General features: G+C 57.1%; 15 protein-coding genes. 3 read left to right on the top strand and 12 right to left on the bottom strand.

Annotated features, from left to right (window positions below; all coding sequences use genetic code 11):
• Positions 1–31: 31 nt before the first annotated feature.
• Positions 32–1,015, top strand: a complete 984-nt coding sequence (locus tag H2O65_RS01245) for a glycosyltransferase family 2 protein (protein ID WP_182141820.1) — start codon at positions 32–34, stop codon at positions 1,013–1,015.
• Here H2O65_RS01245 and H2O65_RS01240 read toward each other — a convergent pair.
• The 11 genes from H2O65_RS01240 to H2O65_RS01195 all read right to left on the bottom strand — a co-directional run bounded on the left by H2O65_RS01240 (position 1,012) and on the right by H2O65_RS01195 (position 12,954).
• Positions 1,012–1,950 (bottom strand): DMT family transporter, encoded by a 939-nt coding sequence (locus H2O65_RS01240; RefSeq protein WP_182141819.1) that lies wholly within the window; start codon positions 1,948–1,950, stop codon positions 1,012–1,014. The genes H2O65_RS01245 and H2O65_RS01240 overlap by 4 nt on opposite strands.
• Positions 1,947–3,743 carry a phosphocholine cytidylyltransferase/choline kinase family protein gene (locus H2O65_RS01235; protein WP_259349547.1) on the bottom strand — a complete coding sequence of 599 codons (1,797 nt, stop codon included), beginning with the start codon at positions 3,741–3,743 and terminating at the stop codon, positions 1,947–1,949. Before H2O65_RS01235 ends, H2O65_RS01240 begins: the two co-directional genes overlap by 4 nt.
• 122 nt (positions 3,744–3,865) lie before the next feature.
• Positions 3,866–4,975 carry a glycosyltransferase family 4 protein gene (locus H2O65_RS01230; RefSeq protein ID WP_182141818.1) on the bottom strand — a complete coding sequence of 370 codons (1,110 nt, stop codon included), beginning with the start codon at positions 4,973–4,975 and terminating at the stop codon, positions 3,866–3,868.
• 39 nt (positions 4,976–5,014) lie between these two features.
• Entirely contained in the window at positions 5,015–6,214 is a 1,200-nt protein-coding gene (locus H2O65_RS01225; protein ID WP_259349546.1) for a lipopolysaccharide biosynthesis protein, read from the bottom strand.
• Positions 6,215–6,276: 62 nt separating this feature from the next.
• Positions 6,277–7,146, bottom strand: a complete 870-nt coding sequence (locus H2O65_RS01220) for a phosphorylcholine transferase LicD (protein ID WP_182141816.1) — start codon at positions 7,144–7,146, stop codon at positions 6,277–6,279.
• A 44-nt stretch (positions 7,147–7,190) separates the two neighbouring features.
• A complete protein-coding gene (locus H2O65_RS01215) occupies positions 7,191–7,589 on the bottom strand; it encodes a DUF2304 domain-containing protein (RefSeq protein ID WP_182141815.1) in 399 nt (132 codons plus the stop codon).
• The gene (locus H2O65_RS01210; protein WP_182141814.1) at positions 7,586–8,335 is read right to left on the bottom strand and encodes a glycosyltransferase family 2 protein; all 750 of its coding nucleotides are present in this window, start codon (positions 8,333–8,335) and stop codon (positions 7,586–7,588) included. The genes H2O65_RS01215 and H2O65_RS01210 overlap by 4 nt, the downstream gene beginning before the upstream one ends.
• A 37-nt stretch (positions 8,336–8,372) precedes the next feature.
• The gene (gene rfbA / locus H2O65_RS01205; protein ID WP_259349594.1) at positions 8,373–9,191 is read right to left on the bottom strand and encodes a glucose-1-phosphate thymidylyltransferase RfbA; all 819 of its coding nucleotides are present in this window, start codon (positions 9,189–9,191) and stop codon (positions 8,373–8,375) included.
• A complete protein-coding gene (locus H2O65_RS10425) occupies positions 9,103–10,779 on the bottom strand; it encodes a DUF2142 domain-containing protein (RefSeq protein ID WP_259349545.1) in 1,677 nt (558 codons plus the stop codon). The genes rfbA and H2O65_RS10425 overlap by 89 nt, the downstream gene beginning before the upstream one ends.
• Entirely contained in the window at positions 10,766–12,031 is a 1,266-nt protein-coding gene (locus H2O65_RS01200; RefSeq protein ID WP_182141813.1) for an ABC transporter ATP-binding protein, read from the bottom strand. Before H2O65_RS01200 ends, H2O65_RS10425 begins: the two co-directional genes overlap by 14 nt.
• The gene (locus H2O65_RS01195) at positions 12,031–12,954 is read right to left on the bottom strand and encodes an ABC transporter permease (RefSeq protein WP_182141812.1); all 924 of its coding nucleotides are present in this window, start codon (positions 12,952–12,954) and stop codon (positions 12,031–12,033) included. Before H2O65_RS01195 ends, H2O65_RS01200 begins: the two co-directional genes overlap by 1 nt.
• A gap of 186 nt (positions 12,955–13,140) precedes the next feature.
• Between H2O65_RS01195 and H2O65_RS01190 the strand changes: the two genes are divergently transcribed.
• Both H2O65_RS01190 and H2O65_RS01185 read left to right on the top strand, forming a co-directional pair.
• Positions 13,141–14,835 carry a rhamnan synthesis F family protein gene (locus H2O65_RS01190; RefSeq protein ID WP_182141811.1) on the top strand — a complete coding sequence of 565 codons (1,695 nt, stop codon included), beginning with the start codon at positions 13,141–13,143 and terminating at the stop codon, positions 14,833–14,835.
• Positions 14,832–16,691, top strand: coding sequence for a rhamnan synthesis F family protein (locus H2O65_RS01185; RefSeq protein WP_182141810.1), 1,860 nt, complete (start codon positions 14,832–14,834; stop codon positions 16,689–16,691). Before H2O65_RS01190 ends, H2O65_RS01185 begins: the two co-directional genes overlap by 4 nt.
• Here H2O65_RS01185 and H2O65_RS01180 read toward each other — a convergent pair.
• Complete coding sequence (locus H2O65_RS01180; protein ID WP_182141809.1) at positions 16,688–18,676, bottom strand: DUF6541 family protein; 1,989 nt, start codon at positions 18,674–18,676, stop codon at positions 16,688–16,690. The genes H2O65_RS01185 and H2O65_RS01180 overlap by 4 nt on opposite strands.
• Between the last annotated feature and the right edge of the window lie 8 nt (positions 18,677–18,684).

Genomic DNA, 18,684 nt, shown 5'->3' with positions numbered 1-18,684 from the left:
CCGGGCTTACGCGCCGGGAAATGGAGGTCTGATGACCCAGGGCCAAAATGTGATTGCAGTCGTGGTCACATACAACCCAACGAAGGATGAACTTAGGTCGTTGCTGGGCTCACTTTCCCCGCAGGTGGACGACGTAGTGATCGTCGACAATGGCTCTGCGAACCACAAGGATGTGGAGGAGGAAGCAAGGGAGTTTGGAGTCCACTGGCTACCTCTAGGTAGGAACCGCGGGATCGCTGCGGCACAGAATCAGGGGATCATCTGGGCGCGCAACGAGGGCGCCACCTATGTTCTGCTTTCTGACCAAGACTCAACTCTGGCGCCCAACATGGTCGAAGAGCTTCTTGACTGTTTTGAGGAACCTCCTTCGCCGGGTCAGCCAATGCGGCTCTCTCTGCTTCAACCAGATGACCGTGAGGCCATGGCATACTTCCCATCCTCAGCCGCTAATGGACCCGTGGCGGCTGTCGGCCCGGTACCTCTAGATGGTCGTGGCGGCGATGTCGGGAACGCCCTCGTCTATTCCTTCACCAAGTGGGGGGCGATCCGCACCCGTGTTCCTCAACGCGGGGAAGCCCTGGCAGTGCCGTTTGTTCTCGCCTCTGGCTGCCTGATCTCCATGAGTGCACTGGACGATGTCGGGCCCATGAACGAGGCTCTGTTCATTGATCACGTTGATCTAGCATGGTGCCTTCGCGCAGTTGAGAAGGGGTACCGCATCCTGGTTAGCGGCAATGCCCGCATCTACCATTCGTTGGGAGACGAGGTCGCTCAAGTCCCAGGACGCAAGAAGCCCGTGCACGTGCACTCTCCCATCCGCAACTACTACATGATGCGAAATACCCTGCTTCTACAGTCAGCCAGTTTCCTCCCGAAGAGGTGGAAGCAGCGCTATCTGTGGTGGATGACAAAGTACATGGGGTACTACCTGCTCACTCCCGGCCGCACCACGCGTGTCGTCCCCTTCTCGCGGGCTTTGCGCGATGGGCTCCGCGGTGTGGGAGGGCAGTACTAGGCCGGTCTGGAAAGCCCCTTGAAGCTCAAGTCCTTCCAGTTTGGGGATGCCGCCAATACTGTGCCAATGAGAATTGCGATGCATGCGAAGATCTGCAGGAAGCCCGGTACCGTGCCCATGAGTATCAAGCCGAAGATGACGGCCCATGCGGAGTAGGAAATGTTCAAGGCCATACCTCGCGACGCCCCCACCGTCGCAATTGCCTTGTAGTAGAACAGGTACGAGGCCGTCCCCGCCAGTGCAGCAACGGCGAGTACGCCCATTGCCGGGGTGATGCTCGCCTTCAGGGCAAAGCCAAGAACGCCGAACACGGGAGCCACCACCAGCATGTAGACGAGGGCGGAGGTAGTCTGGCGGATCTGCAAAGCTGTCTCGTTATCTACATTGTCATCACGCATACCCCACGCGAGGATGACCGCCTCTGACCCCCACCCGAACACGCACAGCAGTGCGGCGAGGATACCCAGCCAGGCATTCCCTGGAAGGTCCGCGGTCGCGGAAGAGTAACCAATCGCGATGATTCCAGACAGCGCAACCGCCAGTGCAGCTACTTGGCGTGGATGCATGCGCTCCTTAAGGAAGACAACCGCCAAGACAGTTCCAACTGCGGGATAGAAGGAGGAGATGATAGCGGTGTAGCCCGGCCCAATATTGTTGATAGCGATCAGATATCCGGTCATACCTACTGGTCCACCCAACAGTGCCGCCACCATGACGGCGCGTCCGCTCTTGGTACGAGCAGCCGTGAGAGTGTCACGGAGGCGCCCTTTGAACCCCATGAAGACCAGAAGGAGCAGCGCACAGACGGTGTCATGTAAAGCAGCACTTGCAAGAGCTGCATCGGGAGATCCCAGGAAGGGGATGAGCAAAAGGGCCATGCCAAGAATGACAGTGTCAAGGCCCCAAAGTGCCCCACTTGCGAGTCCAAACTTCACGGCGCAACCACCTCTGACACGTCCTCGTACTCACTAAGGAGACGGTCAACATAGGTAACAGCATGCTTGTAGTAGATGTACAGCCACTCTCCGACGTTGTCGCCCTCCGCTTCCTTGACGAGAGCCCAGATGTACCAGCACCATCCCGCGAAAACAACGTAAGACCAGAAGTGGCGCCGCTCGCGAGGAGAGGCTTCACGTCCGAAGTAGTACTCCAACGCCTGGTTGGCTTGGTCCTCAGTTAGTTCCGAGCAGACAGTGAGTGTCCCAAAGTCATTTGCTTCGTCCGACATTCCCGCATACTCCCAGTCGATCAGGTGCATTTCATTGCTTGATTCAACGAGGAAGTTGAGGTGGAAGAAATCGTTGTGGCCCGGCACCAGGGGGAAACCGTCCGCATTTGCATACTCCTTGAGCCGCAGGACTTTGGTCCGCAACTCCTGGTATCCGGGCAGGTCAATCGGCCCGTGCTGTAACAGGAGACTCTCATACCTCAATCCCTCGTCAATAAAGTCGAAGTGCCGGTCCAACGTCGCATCGGAGTGGTGAAGCGTCCGCAGCATCTTCATTGCGTTTGAGAGCTCCTGCGGGTTTGATACATCGAGGTTTCGTGCCTCAGGGATAAATCGTGAGATTTTCCAACCTCGCTTCGCGTCCATGTGCATAAATGTCGAGTCCAAACCAAGGTCGCTGGCTAGTTCAAGGGCGGCCTGCTCAGCACCACGGTTGATCATCTTGTCGGTCCCGACTCCTGGATAGCGGTAGACGTACTCCTCGTCACCCACGCTGAAGTGGCATGACAGATTGGTGATCCCCTGTTTCAGCGGATAGAAGTTGCCGACCTCTGATCTCGTGGTGTCGAGCACTTCAACGATGTTGTCGAATACCTCAGAATCGACGTTTTCAATGAAGAGCGGGTCGAAGCCTTGTAACTCATCCAGTGAGTCGAACTCGTTGATCAGCCCCTCCGGGTACGGGCGAACAACCATCGGAAGGACATCAAGGTGGTCTATGAAGATCTCTTCCCACAGCTTGCCCACTGTCTCCGGGCGGGTGTAGACCGTTTCGAGAATCTCTCGGAAATGCTTGGAGAACTCCCTGTCGAAGTAGGCGTGTCCGAGCATGATCCAAGAATCCTCGCCACCGATCTCGACTCCGGTGATCAAACCGTTCTGAGCAGTCTCGATGCACCACTCATCCGTTGTTCCCTCAACAAACTGCGCAGAGTAGTACGACTGGTAGACGTAGGTTTCGAAGGGGTTGGATGTGAAGTAGTTGTCTGAAGAACAAATGTATGTGTTGGCAAGCCTGTTTCGAACTGCCCAGAGTGTGCCGTTGTTGTTGCGAGTTGCGTACTCATCATTGATGACGATCTCCACACCATACTTCTCGGCCAGGTAGAAGAAATACTCCTTCTTGTACCCAACAACAACTGAGATGTCCATGATCCCAGCCTCATGGAGCTGTTTAATCTGTCTCTCTATCAGCACGTCGCCGCGGACACGAAGGAGGCCCTTCGGTTTCTCATAGGATATGGGTGCAAACCTCTGGGAGAGCCCCGCGGCCATTATCACCGCGTTCTCAACCCGGTACGGTTGCAACGCTTCGAGACCTTTCGAGGACAGTTGGCGGTCAACGATGTATCCGAGGGCGGCGCACTCACGGACGACTGCGTTGACTGTTCCCAGAGCTAGTCCCGCATTCTCTGCTATTTCCCGCTGCGTAAGACCTTCGTGCGTCTTCTGGAGGGCAAACAGCACTGAAAACTGATTTTGTGACAACAAAGAGGACACCTCGTTCACCAGAATCGAACATCGAATCACGTTCGAATATAACGCATTTGTGAACAGAATCGAACATCTAGGTTACGACACTGTTACAGACTCGCGAGATTGTCACAGTTCATTCCAGATGATCACCGGATAGATGTAGGTGCAACGTCAGCCAAGACACCGGAGAATTCTCTCAGCCGCTCTTCCCAGGTCCAGGGAGAAAGGGCCCCAGCACTCGCCGCTGGCGGCGGATCATCGAGCAGCAATTCGAGCGTCTCAACCAGCGAATCGGTTGACTTTTGCGGAGCTATCAACACAGGCATGCCCTGCGTTCGAAGCAGCTTCGCGCCTGGGACATCGAACGTGACCACACGCCCGTCCTCAGCGAGCGCTTCCAGCATTGTTGTTTGGAACCCCTCGGACAGCACAGTCGGGTTCACGAGAGTAGCTCCGCTGATCTCGCTCCGAACATGCTCGGGTGAAACTCGTCCACGGAGCTGCACCACATCGTCCACTCGGAGCTCCTCGGCGAGGCTTCGCGCTGCGTCAAAGTCAGATCCGTCTCCCAGGATGATTCCTTCAATGTCGCGGCCATGGTCGCGGAGGCGAGCGACAGCCCGTAGGAAGGTATCCCATCCTTTCCCATCAACGAGACGCCCAACGAAGACTAAGCGTTCCGGACGATCCGGGACTTCGGCCGGGGAGAGACGCGGCCCAATCGCGTTATAGAAAACCTTGGGCTCCTTCGCCCCCAATCGTCGCGCAAAGGAAGCAGCCTCTTGCGAGACACCAAGTACTCGCTCCGCATGGCGCAAAACGTATCGACCAAGCGTGTTGTCCACGACCCTGCTTGCTAGGACGATGATTGTGGAAGAGCTCGCAACGTAGCCGCTTCCATGTTCGGTGTGTACCACGGGAATGCAAGCCATATGCGCAGCACGCAGACCCACGAAGGTCATCGGGAAGAAGCGAGTATGGACGGAGACCGCATCAAATGCGCCCTCACTGAGAAACGATGCCAATCGCCTCGTGGTTCCGAGTGTCGGGAAGCTAATGACGCCGGAAATCGGCAAGTGTGCTTTACCGATCAGGATCCGCACGCCATTCTCAAGTCGAGTTCCGGGTTGCTCGTCGATGGTTATCACCGTGACGTCATTGCCTAGCTTTGCCAAGCCAGTTGCTAGCTGTTGCAGATGTTGCTCCAACCCACCAACCCTCGGCGGATACGTGTTTGTGATGATTGCGATTCTCATGGGGCTCCTCAATGACCACCCAGACGAAATGCCTGCCCGTTACAGTTTTGGGGGCGTCTGCGCCACTCCCCGGGGTGCCCCTCGATTCATGAGCATAAATGATAGAGCGAACACAAGGGCTAGAACCATCATGGCCAAGGAGTATGAAAGAGCAGCTCCCATAATCCCGCTAGTTGGCACAAGGACTCGGGACAACACCCATACCAGACCCGCGCTGGCGAGATACCCTCCCAACAATAGATGTTGCTGCCGCATAGTTGTCAGCGCGTAGTAGAAAATGACTGCTAGAGAGTTCATGGCGCCACCTACGACTATGACTAGCAACTCCCGGCGATACTCGGAAAGGTCTACGCTGTAAAGCAGGTTCAGTATTGGCACGCCAAGGAAATAGACCACAATGAAAGTTAGGGCAAAAGCTAGTCCCACACCCAGAATGCCCCTCTTGACTAGCCTTGTGAACCCTGCACGATTTCCCGCGGCCCAGTATGTTGCCATACGAGTGAGTAGGGGACGGAACACAAACATGGCAAGAATGTTGATTGCCAATGCCGGCATGAAAAGTATGGCGTAGTAGCCCTGCTGTGCTGAGTCCATGAATGCCTCAATGGCGAAGCGTGGTGCGTTCGTCAAGTACATTGCCAGGAAGGCTGCCAAGAAAAGAGGTAGGCAGGCGATCAAGAGAGAGCGCACCGGACCCACACTAAATGCAGGCCGCAGTGGAAACAGGCCCTTGGCCGGAGGCACAATCAAGAAAGCAACGGCCAAAGCGGTCACAATGATGGTCACAATGGTCGTAGTCGCAAGGTCGCGCGTAACGAAAATCAGGACAGTGAACACCGTTGTGGTTACCAGCACTCGGAAGAAGTTGGCACGCCCCGCGATATCGAGCCGACCGATCCTCTGAAATTCCCCATAGAACACATCCTCGAATGCGTCGAACACACGAAGTGAAGCAACGAGGATCACCACGATGGCGCTCTGTTGGCCTTTGCCGGTCACCAGAGCATAGGCCACAATTCCCACGACCATTACAACGAGAGTGACCAGGCGCGTAGCATAGTAGGTTCCGAAGGAAAAGCGGTGGCGAACATCGGTTGCCTGGTAGGGGCGAACTTCATAGGCGCCCACGGTTTGGAATTGCTGACCCACCGCTGTCGCCAGAGAGTAGACGCCAGCGGCAGCGATACCGGCCGCCCTCGTCACCACGATGAGCATCAGCACCATCGATAGCGATCCCATGAGGCTGCTCGCCGTGTTCCAGAAATAGTCCCGTCCCAGTTGGGACTTGCCGCTAGATCCCACTAATCCGGGTCGACTTCTGCGTAGCGGCCCAAGTCCACGTGGTATGGCTGGTGGTTCTTTCTCTTATTCTCTGGTGGTAGCTCCATGTAATCGCCGTAGCCGCGGGTCAATATCGCCTCATAGTTGTTGGGGAGCTGCACCTCGATGTCCCCAAATGGAGCTGACACTGATGGAAAGAGATCACCTTCTGCGACCTCCCATGCCATTGGATTCATATCCGTGAAGTCGGTGTGCCTGTTCCCAGGCTCTTGCTCGAAACGTCTCGCTGCCTTCTCCCATCGGTTCTGCAGGACTGTGGGACCCACGTGAAGGCCCTTTAGTGCCCGATACACAAGGCCCGTCACAGAATGCACTGCCCTTGTTACGGCAGGCTCGAGGCTCAAGTACGGGCGTGGAGTCCCCTGCAAGTACATCATGCGCCCCCAGAACCAAGCCTCCCGAGCTTGCAATCGGTACCGCCATGTCTCCCGCGGAACCTTGTCGAGGGGGAATATATCGATCGAGAGCCGCATCTTGTACGGACTGTCTTTGATGAATTCGGAGATGAACTCCGTGTCTCGGAGTCCCAGAACAGAGAACATGTTGGGAAACTCAGCGTCTACGCGAGAGTTCGAGAGTACATACTCTGGCTTTAATACGCCCGGAGCATGCGAAAGGAACCGCTCGTAGTCGCGTCGCAGCATACATACGTCGACGTCATCATCCCACGGGATAAATCCGCCGTGGCGAACCGCACCCAGAGCGGTTCCCCCGTAGACGACATAGGGAGTCCCAACCTCTGCACATACACGATCGAACTCTTTCAAGATCCTCGTCAGTAACTCTTGGATGCGCCGAAGCAAATCCGGGTCATCATAATCCTTAAACACGGTTCCTCCTAGCGGGCACTCCCACGTATCATCTCGAACTGGGCCTAGAACCCCGCGTCGGGCTCCTCCTGGCCGTTCTCCTCCTCGACGTCCCGCACCTCCTCTAGCACCCTCACCCTCTCGGATACCAGTGCGATCTCCTCAGCCAGCCTTCTGTCCGAGTCCGAATTCTTCGACAGGTCGACACTGAACTGCAGCGTGATGAGCAACAATACGATACCTCCGGCAAACAACCCGAGGTTGAAGGGGACTTCGACACCGAGATGTCGTGAGAGGAAGGAGAGTACTTGAGGGAACACGGAAATCAGTACCACGGCGATGCCGATCACAATCCACCAGGTCGCGTATTTCTCCTTCATGCGTCCTGAGCGAAGGTTAACGAAAATCGCTGCGAAGACTACCAGCGAGAACACAATGCCGAAAATGTAGCTCGTGCTGCTCATTTTCCTGCGCCCCCCACAGATAGAGGTCTCTGCGTGAGCGCTATCGCGAGCGCAAACCACGCTCGAAGTAGGAAACGCGTTGACTTTAGTGCACCGTGGGACGGCTCACCGCCCGCCCTGGGCCTCATCTCCACTGGAACCTGAATGATCTTGAGCCTGCGTCGCGCGGCGATTGTCAAAGCACCGATCGTGTCTCCCAGGTACTCTGCCGGGTAATCCACCGAGAACAACTCAATTGCCTTCTTGGAATTTAGCTTGAACCCTGACGTGGTATCCGTCAATTTGGCTTTGGTGACCGGCGAGAGGACAGCTGACAACAAACTCATTGCCCATCGACGAGGGCCCTTAGTCTGGTAGCTTCCAGTGCCCGCGAACCTCGCCCCGATCACAATGTCTGCATCCGCCGCTCTTGCTGCATCCAGGAGGCGAGGAATATCAGCGGGATCATGTTGACCGTCTGCATCCAGCTGTAGGGCCCAGTCATAGCCATTGCGACGCGCATATAAGTACCCCGTGCGCATGGCCGCACCAACCCCCAGGTTCAACGGTAGCTCGAGCACCTTCACACCACCGTCCCTAGCGATTTTCGCCGTGTCATCCACAGAACCATCGGAGACGACAACGACGTCTGCCCACGGTACTGCTGTACGGAGCTCAGTGAGAACGTCACCGATCACGCTGGCTTCGTTCCAAGCTGGAATCACGACCAAAAGTCGCTCTCCGGAGGCAATCACCTTCTCATTCATTTGATCCCCAACACCGTCGTGAGACGCGCTTGGGCCCCTAGTCCCGACCCTGCTCAATCAGGTCGAGGAGGTATTCTCCGTAACCTGACTTGACCAGGGGAAGAGCTACTTCTCGCAGTTCCTCATCCGTCAGAAATTCCTTACGCCAGCCCACTTCTTCGGGGCAGCCAATCTTCATTCCCTGACGATCTTGAACGGTACGAATGAATACCGCGGCATCTGACAGATCGTCGAAAGTTCCGGTGTCAAGCCATGCGGTGCCCCTGGGAAGGACCTCGACAGCGAGATCCCCCCTATCAAGGTAAACCTTGTTGACGTCCGTAATCTCGTACTCGCCGCGGGCAGATGGCTCCAGATCCTTAGCTATCTGGACAACCGTGTTGTCGTAAAAGTACAGGCCCGGGACCGCGTAATGCGAGCGGGGTGCAGCCGGCTTCTCTTCCAAAGAGACCGCTCTGTTGTCGCGGTCAAACTCCACGACTCCGTACGCCGAAGGGTTGGACACGCGGTACGCGAAGACGGCGCCACCCTTGATATCTGTAAGGCGTGAGAGTCGAGACCCCATACCGGGACCATAAAAGAGGTTGTCGCCGAGGACGAGGGCAACCTTGTCATCACCAATAAAGTCCGCCCCGATGACGAATGCCTGTGCAAGACCATTGGGAACAGCTTGTTGCGCGTAAGTTATCTTGATGCCGAACTGGGACCCGTCTCCCAGCAGCCTCTCAAATCCGGCAGCGTCATGAGGGGTGGTAATTATGAGGATCTCATTGATTCCCGCCAGCATCAGTGTCGTCAGCGGGTAATAGATCATCGGTTTGTCGTACACCGGCATCAGCTGCTTCGATGTGCCCAGCGTGAGCGGGTGTAGCCGCGTGCCCGACCCGCCTGCCAGAATGATTCCCTTCATAGCCATTCCATCCCCTTGAGTTTGGTTGTTCAGGTTCCACACTACCTAAGGTGTCGCGCACCGAGGCCCTTTGACGGGTTACCAGCAAAAGTAGCAGCGTGATTCCGATAGCCATGGCGAGGGCGCCACCCATCCACACCACTTTTGGTCCGACCACCCAGGGCCACCAGGTCAGACTCCCCGCGCTCAAATGGTTCCCAGAGTTCACACCGGTCGAAAAACGGTAGGTCGTCGACCGAAGTGCCAGCGCATTCGCGATTGAAGCAACTGCCGCGATCATCGCAAACTGCCCGGGAGCGAGAACCAGCGGCTTTCGATCGGAGCTGCGTAACCAGACAAACAGGGCCACCGCCAGCAACGGGAGCATATAACGTCCCTGGTAGTACGTGAGCGGCTGGACGTGGCGCAAGGTCATACTCACTACAGGTATGCCGAAAAGCGCACCAAAGAGGACTAGCGCGGCAAGCCCCTTACGCCATGAAACGTAGTCGGCGCCAGCAAACACAAGTCCCCCGAACAGCACCACCATTGTCAGCGTCGACCAGCCATACAGCGGCACGTCCATCCAACCCGGACCCATACCGAGTCCCCAGAAGCTCGCGGCGTATTCCGGAAGTGACAGGAGGTTCATTAGGAACACGCGCAGTGCTGACAGGTTCTCGTCCACAGGCCAGCCGCCATCGCCGGTGAGGCTTGAAGCTTGATTCGAGCTCATGAGCACGATTAGGCCGAGCAGTGAGGCAGCGACAGAGACCACTAGTTCTGGAATCCGTTGGCGGCGCAGTGGAATGAGCAACCACGTCGCAAGTGTCACGACGAAGATGAAGAATGCGGCATCAGGCCTGCTCATCATCGCCATCCCAGCCCCACTAGCTGCCACCAAGAGCAACGCCCAGCGTCGCCACCGCTCTGACTCGACAGAGCAGAGTAGCCCCGCCGCATAGATTAGGGTGCCGCTAATCGCCCAACTGGTGGGATTGTTTGAGGCTACAAAGTAGACGCCCATCGGCACCCACGCAACGACGGTTGCAAGCAGAAGGTCTTGTCTGCGTCGCGGTAGTGCAAGTGCCCCAACAAGCGTCAGCGCACCGAGTCCGAGTATGACGTTTGCAACCCGCATCACCATGATGGATCTGTGGACGTCAGTTCCCACAAACGTGTGGTGGAACTGGTAGAAGCCAGGGGGGTAGGATCCCGTGTCGAACCGATAAGAAGGGACCAGGTTCTGATCAGAAAGAGCGTCTGAGCAGGCAGCCGACTGTTCCGGATGGAATGCCCAACAGTGCTGAGACATGTAAACCGTCTCTGGAACGATGACGTTGGTGACTTCACCATTACTTACTACGACGTCGCATGAGCCACCCTCGACGGGGTCGGGACACCAGATACTGCCGAGGTGGTAGTCATCGTCCGGGGCGCCGCCAGTCGGAGAGACCATGGCCCAGGCGACCATGCCAAAGAAGACGCCCAGGATACCGACGATTGCCAGGACCCAAGATGAAGACGCCCCTCCTCCCGTGTCACGCGTCCGCATCGTCTGTCCCCTCAGGTGGTAACAGTGAGCCAACTACTCTGGAGTAGACGGTCCCTATGCTCTCTTCTCCAGACTCCGCTCGGAAAGCGGCGGCCCCCTCACTCCTGCAAACCTCGTGCTGAAATTCGTCATAGAACACAGCAGTGAGCGAGTATCCCCCATCTGTCAGAGAAAGGCTCGGCAGTTCAAACCGGACTATCTGAGTACCTTCGATTGGCGCATTCTTGAGGCCCGCAGCATGGGCGCTGGTAATGAGGATCGTCGAACCAAGCGAGTTGTTGATGGAGAGCGTCAGGTCCCACTTTGGCATTTGCCGAGGAACGTAGACCTCCACGTCAACGGTGAGGTCCTCACCCGGCCGCAATGAGCTGTCTACAGTCGAGGGAGCAATCCGCAGGATGGTGGTCTGTCCCAGCGTCTCAACTTCGTCCCGACCTGTGGCAACCGATACCCCATCAATGCTGTCAAGAAACAGCCCAGTCCGCATGACTTGGACGGCCTCGATGGGATCCCCATCGAAGGCAACAGTGCCCTTATGGAGAACAATCGCGCGGTCACACAGCGACGTGATGTGCCCCATGGAATGGGAGACGATGATGATCGTCCGCCCTTCTTGCTGGAACTCTTGAATTTTGCTCAGGCACTTCTCCTGGAAGGCTTCATCACCGACTGCGAGAACTTCGTCTACAAGGAGAATATCCGGGTCGACGTGGATGGCGACGGCGAAGGCCAAGCGGACGTACATACCGGAAGAGTAGAACTTGACCTGGGTGTCTATAAACTGCGAGATACCGGAGAAAGCAACGATACTCTCGAACTTCTCATCAGTTTCTTCGCGCGACATCCCAAGGATCGCAGCGTTCAAGTAAACGTTCTCCCGGCCTGTCAGGTCCGGGTGAAAGCCTGCGCCGAGCTCAAGGAGGGCAGCAAGCCGACCTCTAGTCTCGACGACTCCATCGTCGGGCTGGATTATCCCTCCAATCATCTTGAGAAGGGTTGATTTTCCCGAGCCGTTGGGCCCGATGAGCCCAATTGTTGTGCCAGCGCGGATCTGAAGGGAGACATCCCTAAGCGCCCAGAACCGGTCCTCGTGTTTCCGCGATCGCCCGGGGTGGAGTAAGCGATCCTTTACGGACTTGTCCTTGCGCAGAACAAAGAACTTCGACACATCGTTAATGACCGCAACCTCAGGTCCGGGAAGCACCCGAGCATTCGCGTCGTGGCCCTCAGAAGGTGAAATATCGTGTGCCATTAGAGTTCCTGAGCAAAGTTAGGCTGCAATCGGGAGAACACGCGCTGACCCCACCAGAGGACGAGGACGCCAATCAATGCGGCGACTCCCATTCGAAGGAGTAGGTCATCCGGCATGATGCCGTCGCTCGCATCTGCCCAGAACGACTTCTGGAAACCTAGAACCGCGAGGGTCACAGGATTGTTGATGTAAATGTTCGTCAACCAACCAATCCCTCTGAAATTGAACGCGTCTGCCACAAACGTCCACGAGTAGACGATCGGACTGAACCACATGAGCAGCATGACGATTACTTCCACCATGAACTGGATATCACGCAAGTACACATTCCAGGCGGCGAGGAAGAGCCCCACTCCAACCGCATACAGCAAGACGATTAGCACGGAGAGGAGCGAGAACAAGAGGTTCGCACCGAAGACAATGGTTCCGACAAGCGCCGCCGCGACCAACAGAATGATCATTTGGAGGCCGAAGTTGACGAGTGCCGCACCTACTGCGGCAATCGGGAAAATCTCACGCGGGAGGTAGACCTTCTTGATCAACCCTGAGTTAGCAACAATCGAACTCGTCATTGTGTTGACTATCTCGGAGAATAGCCCATAGATGGTGAGCCCCGAGAAGATAAAGATCGCGAAATTATTGATGTTTCGCGCGGCCCCGAGGAACTCTCCCATCACCAGGTAGTAGATGAGCAACTGGGTTAATGGGCGAACCATTGACCACACGAGGCCAAGCGAGCTGTCTTTGTACTTACCCACCAACTCGCGCCGCACCAGTAGGCCAAGCAGCTCACGACGGGAAGCCACCTCACGAACTGCGTTGAAGAACCCCGTAACGGCATTCTCTTTTCGTCGGTATGTAGCTAGAGGTAATTTCTCCAGACGACTGTAGCGGGCCGCTACGATCTGAGATTCTTCAGCCATAGAGCCGCCTGTCGTTGGAGTGTCGTACACCGCGCGGTGTGGTCGCTGCCATGAGGACCATGATAGCGACCCCGCGCTACCCCACGGACAAGTTCCGAGCGTAGTCCCGGAACAGCGCCAACAGTTTCGGTAGGCTGGCACCAAGCGTTGGCGTTGCCAACCCCAAATTATTAGGGCGGTGTCGGAGTGACTTCTGAACATAGTAGTGCACTGGTCTTCCTGCTTTATGATCCCGACGGGATCTGCGACAACTCCGTACTAGACACGCTGATGGGTTTTCGTCCCTTTGTGGACACGATCCTGGTGGTGGTCAACGGGTTGCTGAAGCCGGACTCTTTGGAAGCAGTCCAGAACATCGCAGACCGCGTACTCGAGCGCCCCAACATGGGCTACGATGTCGGCGCATACCGCGATGCGCTCAACCTTCTGGGCTGGGACTTCATTGGGAAGCTCGACGAGCTCCTGCTTGTCAACTACACATTCTTTGGCCCAATCGGCTCCTTCGAACCACTCCTAACTCGTATGGGCAATGAAGACGTAGATTTCTGGGGTGTAACTGACCATCCCGCCGTCACTCCCCACCCCTACACGGGTCGTGGAACCATGCCTGCGCACTTACAGTCCTACTGGCTCGCAGTGCGCGGAAGCATACTGCGCGACCCAGCATTTGCAAGCTACTGGGAATCCCTGCCGACACCTACTTCATACTCCGATGTCGTCACGCTCTTCGAATGCCAGTTCACATCGCACTTCGCTGACTTGGGGTACACGTGGAAGGCAGCTTTCCCCGCCGCGAACTACGGCGTTGCGAATTCCACCATGGAGGCGCCGCTTGCGCTGCTGTACGACGGATGCCCCCTTTTCAAGAAACGCCTCTACTTCCACGATGTTCCCGCACTTGTCGACCAGGGTATCGTGACTGCCGCAGTCACAAAGGAAGCAATGCGTCTGGGCTACTCAGAAGACCTCATCGTTGAGGGCGTGGTTCGCCGAGCAACCACGCGGGAACTCACCGAAGGAATTGGGGCAAGTTACATTCGTGTTCCGGATTCCGACCACCAGGTCACTGCAAGCCCCGAAGGCACCCCTAATCCAGGCCGCGTTTGTCTTGTACACCGCAAAGAAGACCCCTGGAGGATTCTCGCCGAAGATGGAGTGACCGCACTAATGGGCGATGCGGAGGTCCTCATTGTCGCCCCCAGACCTCCCAAACCTGGGCTTCGTGCAGACGGGATCCACCTGCGGTACCGGAGCGCCTCCGAAGCGGTTGTTGCTGATCCGCAGTTCATTCTCGACTTATTTGATATGCACGGGAAACTCGGCGCACTCTACCCGTACATTCAGGTCGTCGGCACGGCAGTCCGAGGACGTAAGTGGTTCTCGGACTCACTAAACGCAAGGAATCTCGCCTCGGAACTTGGAATTGCCGGAAAATTCAGCCATACATCTCCGGTTGCTCCTTACCGTGGTGGCGCAGCCTACCGCCGAGAAGTTGTCGAGCTAATCGGTCTTGCAGTGCAGCGCGCCGGAGGCTGGGGGCACATGGTGGAGTTGGTTGGGGATGCCGATTTGCTTCACCACATGCTCGATCTACTCACCGCTGACATTGCTCGCAACGGTGGCTACTTCGTTGGGGAGACCGGCGGCCTCGCGGAAGCCCAAATGGATCTGCTCCTGGTAGTCGACCTTTACTCACACTCTCCGAAGGTGTTCCGAGATTACACGCACTACCCCTACTCGGGGCGGGTCATCGCTCCGACGCTGAAGAACCGCATCGGCAAGGCAATACAAAATCTCTCGCCCGATGCGTTCGACCGCGTTCATGATCTCGAGCTTCAAGCACGTTCCGCCCTCGGCAAACTAGGAAAGGTAGAGAAGTGACCACCGTGGAGAACCAACAACGGTCCCGAACTCTTGTCTTCTCCCTATCGGCCTCACCTGACAACAGTCGGGGCCGTAGGGATGCGGCAGACCTTCTCCTCTCAGCCCTTCTGCCCTACTGTCCCGCAACGCTCCTCGCAATTGATGCGACGTCCGTTGAGGCAGGAGTGGTGTCGGCGGGCATCGAGCTGGCAACCCTACACTACGACTCGGGTCGTGGGCTCGTCGGTGTCCTAGAGGCGTTGGCAGAAACTGCAAGTGGCCGACCCGAAAGACTCGGAGAGGAAATACTCATCGTCAGTGACGGCCTCCTCGGACCACTTTCCGACCTCAACGGCCTCTTCGAGAGTCTAGATGGTCCCGGCACGCCAATCCGCCTGCTGAACAAGCCTGACCCGACTTTCTCTGGAGAGCAGGGAACGGAAGCCTTGACTCTTGAGCCTCTACTGATACAGGTCAACCGTGAAGCACTGTTGTCTGAAGGATTCCTCTCTGCAGTCAGCAAGGCATCCGACATTCGCGACCTTCTTACCCGTGCGGGCAAGGTCGGATTTGATACCAGTTGGGTGTACGAGAACTCGGATGACGATTACCTGCTACGTTCTCCAAGCTCCCGCGTCCCCCTGATCCCGTGGGCAGTTTTCGTTTCGGATCCCCTTCTTCTGGAGCGCTGGGCAGTTAGTGCTCGAGATGTCTACGAGCGCGTTGCACTTAGCGGCTATCCCCTTGGTGTTTTCTGGAACTACTTAACGCACGCAGTTCCCCCACAGGTCTGGTACACAAACCTTGCCCTTCTTGACATTCCAAGCGGCGCCCGGGACGGTCGTGAACCAAACACTCTCGCAACAGCCGTCTGCGCGCATGTCTTCTACCCCGACATGTTTGCAGAAATGCTCCGCTACGCGGCCAACGTGCCAAGTCCGGTTTCGTTGTTCGTCACAACTGACACGACCGACAAGAAGACAGAGCTCGAGGCGCTGATTCAGTCAAACGACGACGCGGCGTACTTCGATGCCATCGAAGTACGGACTGTATCAACGAACGATGGGCGAGACATCTCAGCGTTCCTGGTGGATTGCGGCGACGTAATTCAGAGCCCACGCTTCGATCTGATCGTCAAGATGCACTCGAAACGGTCCGTGCAGGATCCCCAAAGCGTGAGTTCCTGGTTCCGCAGCCATCTCTTCGAGAACCTGTTTGCTTCCCCGAGTCATGTTGCCCACATCTACGATCGCTTTGCTGATGAACCACAATTGGGCATGGTTTTCCCCCCGGTCATTCACATGGGCCTGCCGACAATGGGAAATGGCTGGACTGCTAATCGCCTTCCAGCCGAAGCTCTCAAGAACCGTCTCGGGATCGACATTCCCTTTGACACGAACACTCCCCTGTCGCCGTACGGCAGCATGTTCATCGCTCGTCGAGAGGCACTCCTCCCCTTAGTCAACGCCGCCTTCCGACCCGATGAGTTCCCCGCAGGCGGCAACTACCGCGACGGCTCTCTCGCCCACGTCCTCGAACGCCTCTACAGCTACGTCATCTACAGTCAAGGTCTCTTCTCGCGCTGCGTTCAGACCCCGGCGCTCGCAGAAATTTCCGCCGTGACGCTTGAGTACAAACTGGACTCGATCTCGTCCTTCCTACACCCCCACGTGCTGGAACAGGTGAAGATGCTCGGTGCATCTGAAACGGGAGCGCCCTCGGCAGCATCAATTCGCTCACTCGTTCAGCGGCGCATTAGCGACCGCTTCCCGCGCCTCGGTGCCACGCTGACCACCGGTTGGATGGCCGGCAAGTCCGCAGGAGCAGCGGTCACAACGCGTGTAGCTTCGATCCGTGGGACTCGCAACTCCTAGTCGCACGCGGTAATGCGCCACAGCGTCAAGTCGCCTCGGGTTTCGATTAGTTCGAAGCCCTCGGAGGTGTCTAGCCGACTGAGCCCACCACTGGATGCGGTTTCTTCACCCTCCGCTGGGGCATCCGTCAGAAGGACTGCCGAAACATCGGATTCTCTGACGGCCGCACACACTTCGGGGTCGGCGGCAATAGAGTCGATGTTCTCCATCAAGAACGTCACGGTAGGATCCGAGACCCAGCGGGTGAAGCCGTACTGATCAGAGAAGGCCACTGCAAACGCGGCACCTGATGATGGAACGCCAAGTATGTAGGACCCAGCAGGGAGATCACCATCCAGGTTCCTCAGGAGGTAGGCAGCGTCCTCGCTGAGCACCGTGTCGTCATCCAGCTCAAGGTCGTAGCCTTCTTCTATCGACTCACGATATGAGGCGCGTGGGCCTCCGATTCCGAGGACGGGAGAGAGGACCGCGAAGATGGCGATTGCGGAACCGAGTGCTAGTGCCATGAAACGTCCTCCGCTCCACGTGCTTCCAAAGAGGCGTCCCATCCAGGTACCGATTGCTGCCCCAGCCGCCGCGGCAACTAGCGCTATCACGAAGACGGCGAGTCGCGTGTAATCCTTGTACCAGGGGCCCGTCAGGAGGCGGAAGACGTTGTCAGGGCCGGATGACGCCATGTAAATCAGCAGGAACGCCAGAGCGGTTCCTGAGAAGATCCAACGTGCCTGGGACCTCAGCGACCAGATTGCCCAGACAGCTCCAACTACGCAAATCACCGCCCACGGTAGGAAGCTGGTTGCTGTCTGCGGGTAGGTTGGCCCACCCCGAGCCAGCTCATACAATGAACCCCAGTAACCAAGTTGGGCGCGCTGAAAACTTCCAAGCGACTGCACATACGACAGGCGAGTGGCTGCCTTCACTGCCACGGCACCCACGATCACGAGTACCAGGATTGTTCCTCCACTCAGTGCTGAGCGGACCCAGGCACCTCTGCGAACTGCATTTATGCCGCTCCAGGCAAGTGCGGACACCAGAGTCACCAAGGGGATGACGGCAATCAGAAGGGCAGTGCTGGGCTGCGCGGCAATGGCTCCGACGAAGATCAATGCGAAGCAAATCAACAGGGGTCTCGAGGTTGCTGCTCCCTCTTGTCGCCCTCGTTGCCACCAGATCATCACTGCCAATGCGGAGGCGACAAGCGGCACGGACATTCCGAAAGGATCCATCGACCACCGAAAAAGGATGCTCCCCGGGAACAGTGAGGACGTCACCGCAAGCATGGGGGCCCAGAACGCTGCAGACGGGGCGGAACGCGTCAGGGAAACCGAAAGTGCAGATAGTGAAATGGGCCAGAACACTAGTCCCACGGCGACGATAGCCGCGTTCGTTGCCGTGCCCACCAAAGAGAGCGGGATCAGAAGTGCTACAAAAGCATGCCAGAGCACCGGGTAGTACACCCCGGTTGCGGCGACAGGCGTTCGAACTTCCGCCAGAGCTGTAAGCGGGCTGACATCACCGGTATCGGCGACAAGCTTGGCGCCGGTCAAATGGAATGCCGCATCTGCCAAGTTCAGGGTCTGTGGCAGGCCAGGATCAATCACCGTAGCTACGAAGACCGGCATGTACGCAGCGACGAAGACGCTCACCCCGGCAGCTGCCCATAGAAGTGTCGCCTTGCTTGAGCGTCCTCTCAGAACGGCCTCGCCTGCAACTGCCGTGCTGGTCGCACGCCCTCGTTCTCGCGCCCTCTGTAGGATCATCGCCGCCAGAAGCAGGGCGATCAAACCGGTCGGATACACCCATGACCAGCCACCGATAGGCGCCGCAATGAACGTGAGAAGACCTAGAAGGCCAATTCCTACCGCAGGTGCGAGCAGGACAGTGCGGAAGTCGCGAACGCGCATCAACCACAGGGCCTGGGCTCCGGGAACCATTACGACCAGAACCGCAAGTGCGGCAAGCAGCGAGAACTCAACCCAAGCCATACGGGTGA

The organism is Schaalia sp. JY-X169, from assembly GCF_014069575.1.
In the GTDB taxonomy this organism is placed as follows: domain Bacteria; phylum Actinomycetota; class Actinomycetes; order Actinomycetales; family Actinomycetaceae; genus Scrofimicrobium.
Note: the sequence above shows the minus strand (reverse complement) of the source record. Positions and strands in the feature narration are given on the sequence as shown.

What these genes read in the sequence shown, in the direction of transcription:
- H2O65_RS01245 (WP_182141820.1), top strand. Translation starts at nt 32, where the DNA reads ATGACCCAGGGCCAAAATGTGATTGCAGTCGTGGTCACATACAACCCA.
- H2O65_RS01230 (WP_182141818.1), bottom strand. Translation starts at nt 4,975, where the DNA reads ATGAGAATCGCAATCATCACAAACACGTATCCGCCGAGGGTTGGTGGG.
- H2O65_RS01225 (WP_259349546.1), bottom strand. Translation starts at nt 6,214, where the DNA reads ATGGGATCGCTATCGATGGTGCTGATGCTCATCGTGGTGACGAGGGCG.
- H2O65_RS01215 (WP_182141815.1), bottom strand. Translation starts at nt 7,589, where the DNA reads ATGAGCAGCACGAGCTACATTTTCGGCATTGTGTTCTCGCTGGTAGTC.
- H2O65_RS01210 (WP_182141814.1), bottom strand. Translation starts at nt 8,335, where the DNA reads ATGAATGAGAAGGTGATTGCCTCCGGAGAGCGACTTTTGGTCGTGATT.
- H2O65_RS10425 (WP_259349545.1), bottom strand. Translation starts at nt 10,779, where the DNA reads ATGCGGACGCGTGACACGGGAGGAGGGGCGTCTTCATCTTGGGTCCTG.
- H2O65_RS01200 (WP_182141813.1), bottom strand. Translation starts at nt 12,031, where the DNA reads ATGGCACACGATATTTCACCTTCTGAGGGCCACGACGCGAATGCTCGG.
- H2O65_RS01195 (WP_182141812.1), bottom strand. Translation starts at nt 12,954, where the DNA reads ATGGCTGAAGAATCTCAGATCGTAGCGGCCCGCTACAGTCGTCTGGAG.
- H2O65_RS01180 (WP_182141809.1), bottom strand. Translation starts at nt 18,676, where the DNA reads ATGGCTTGGGTTGAGTTCTCGCTGCTTGCCGCACTTGCGGTTCTGGTC.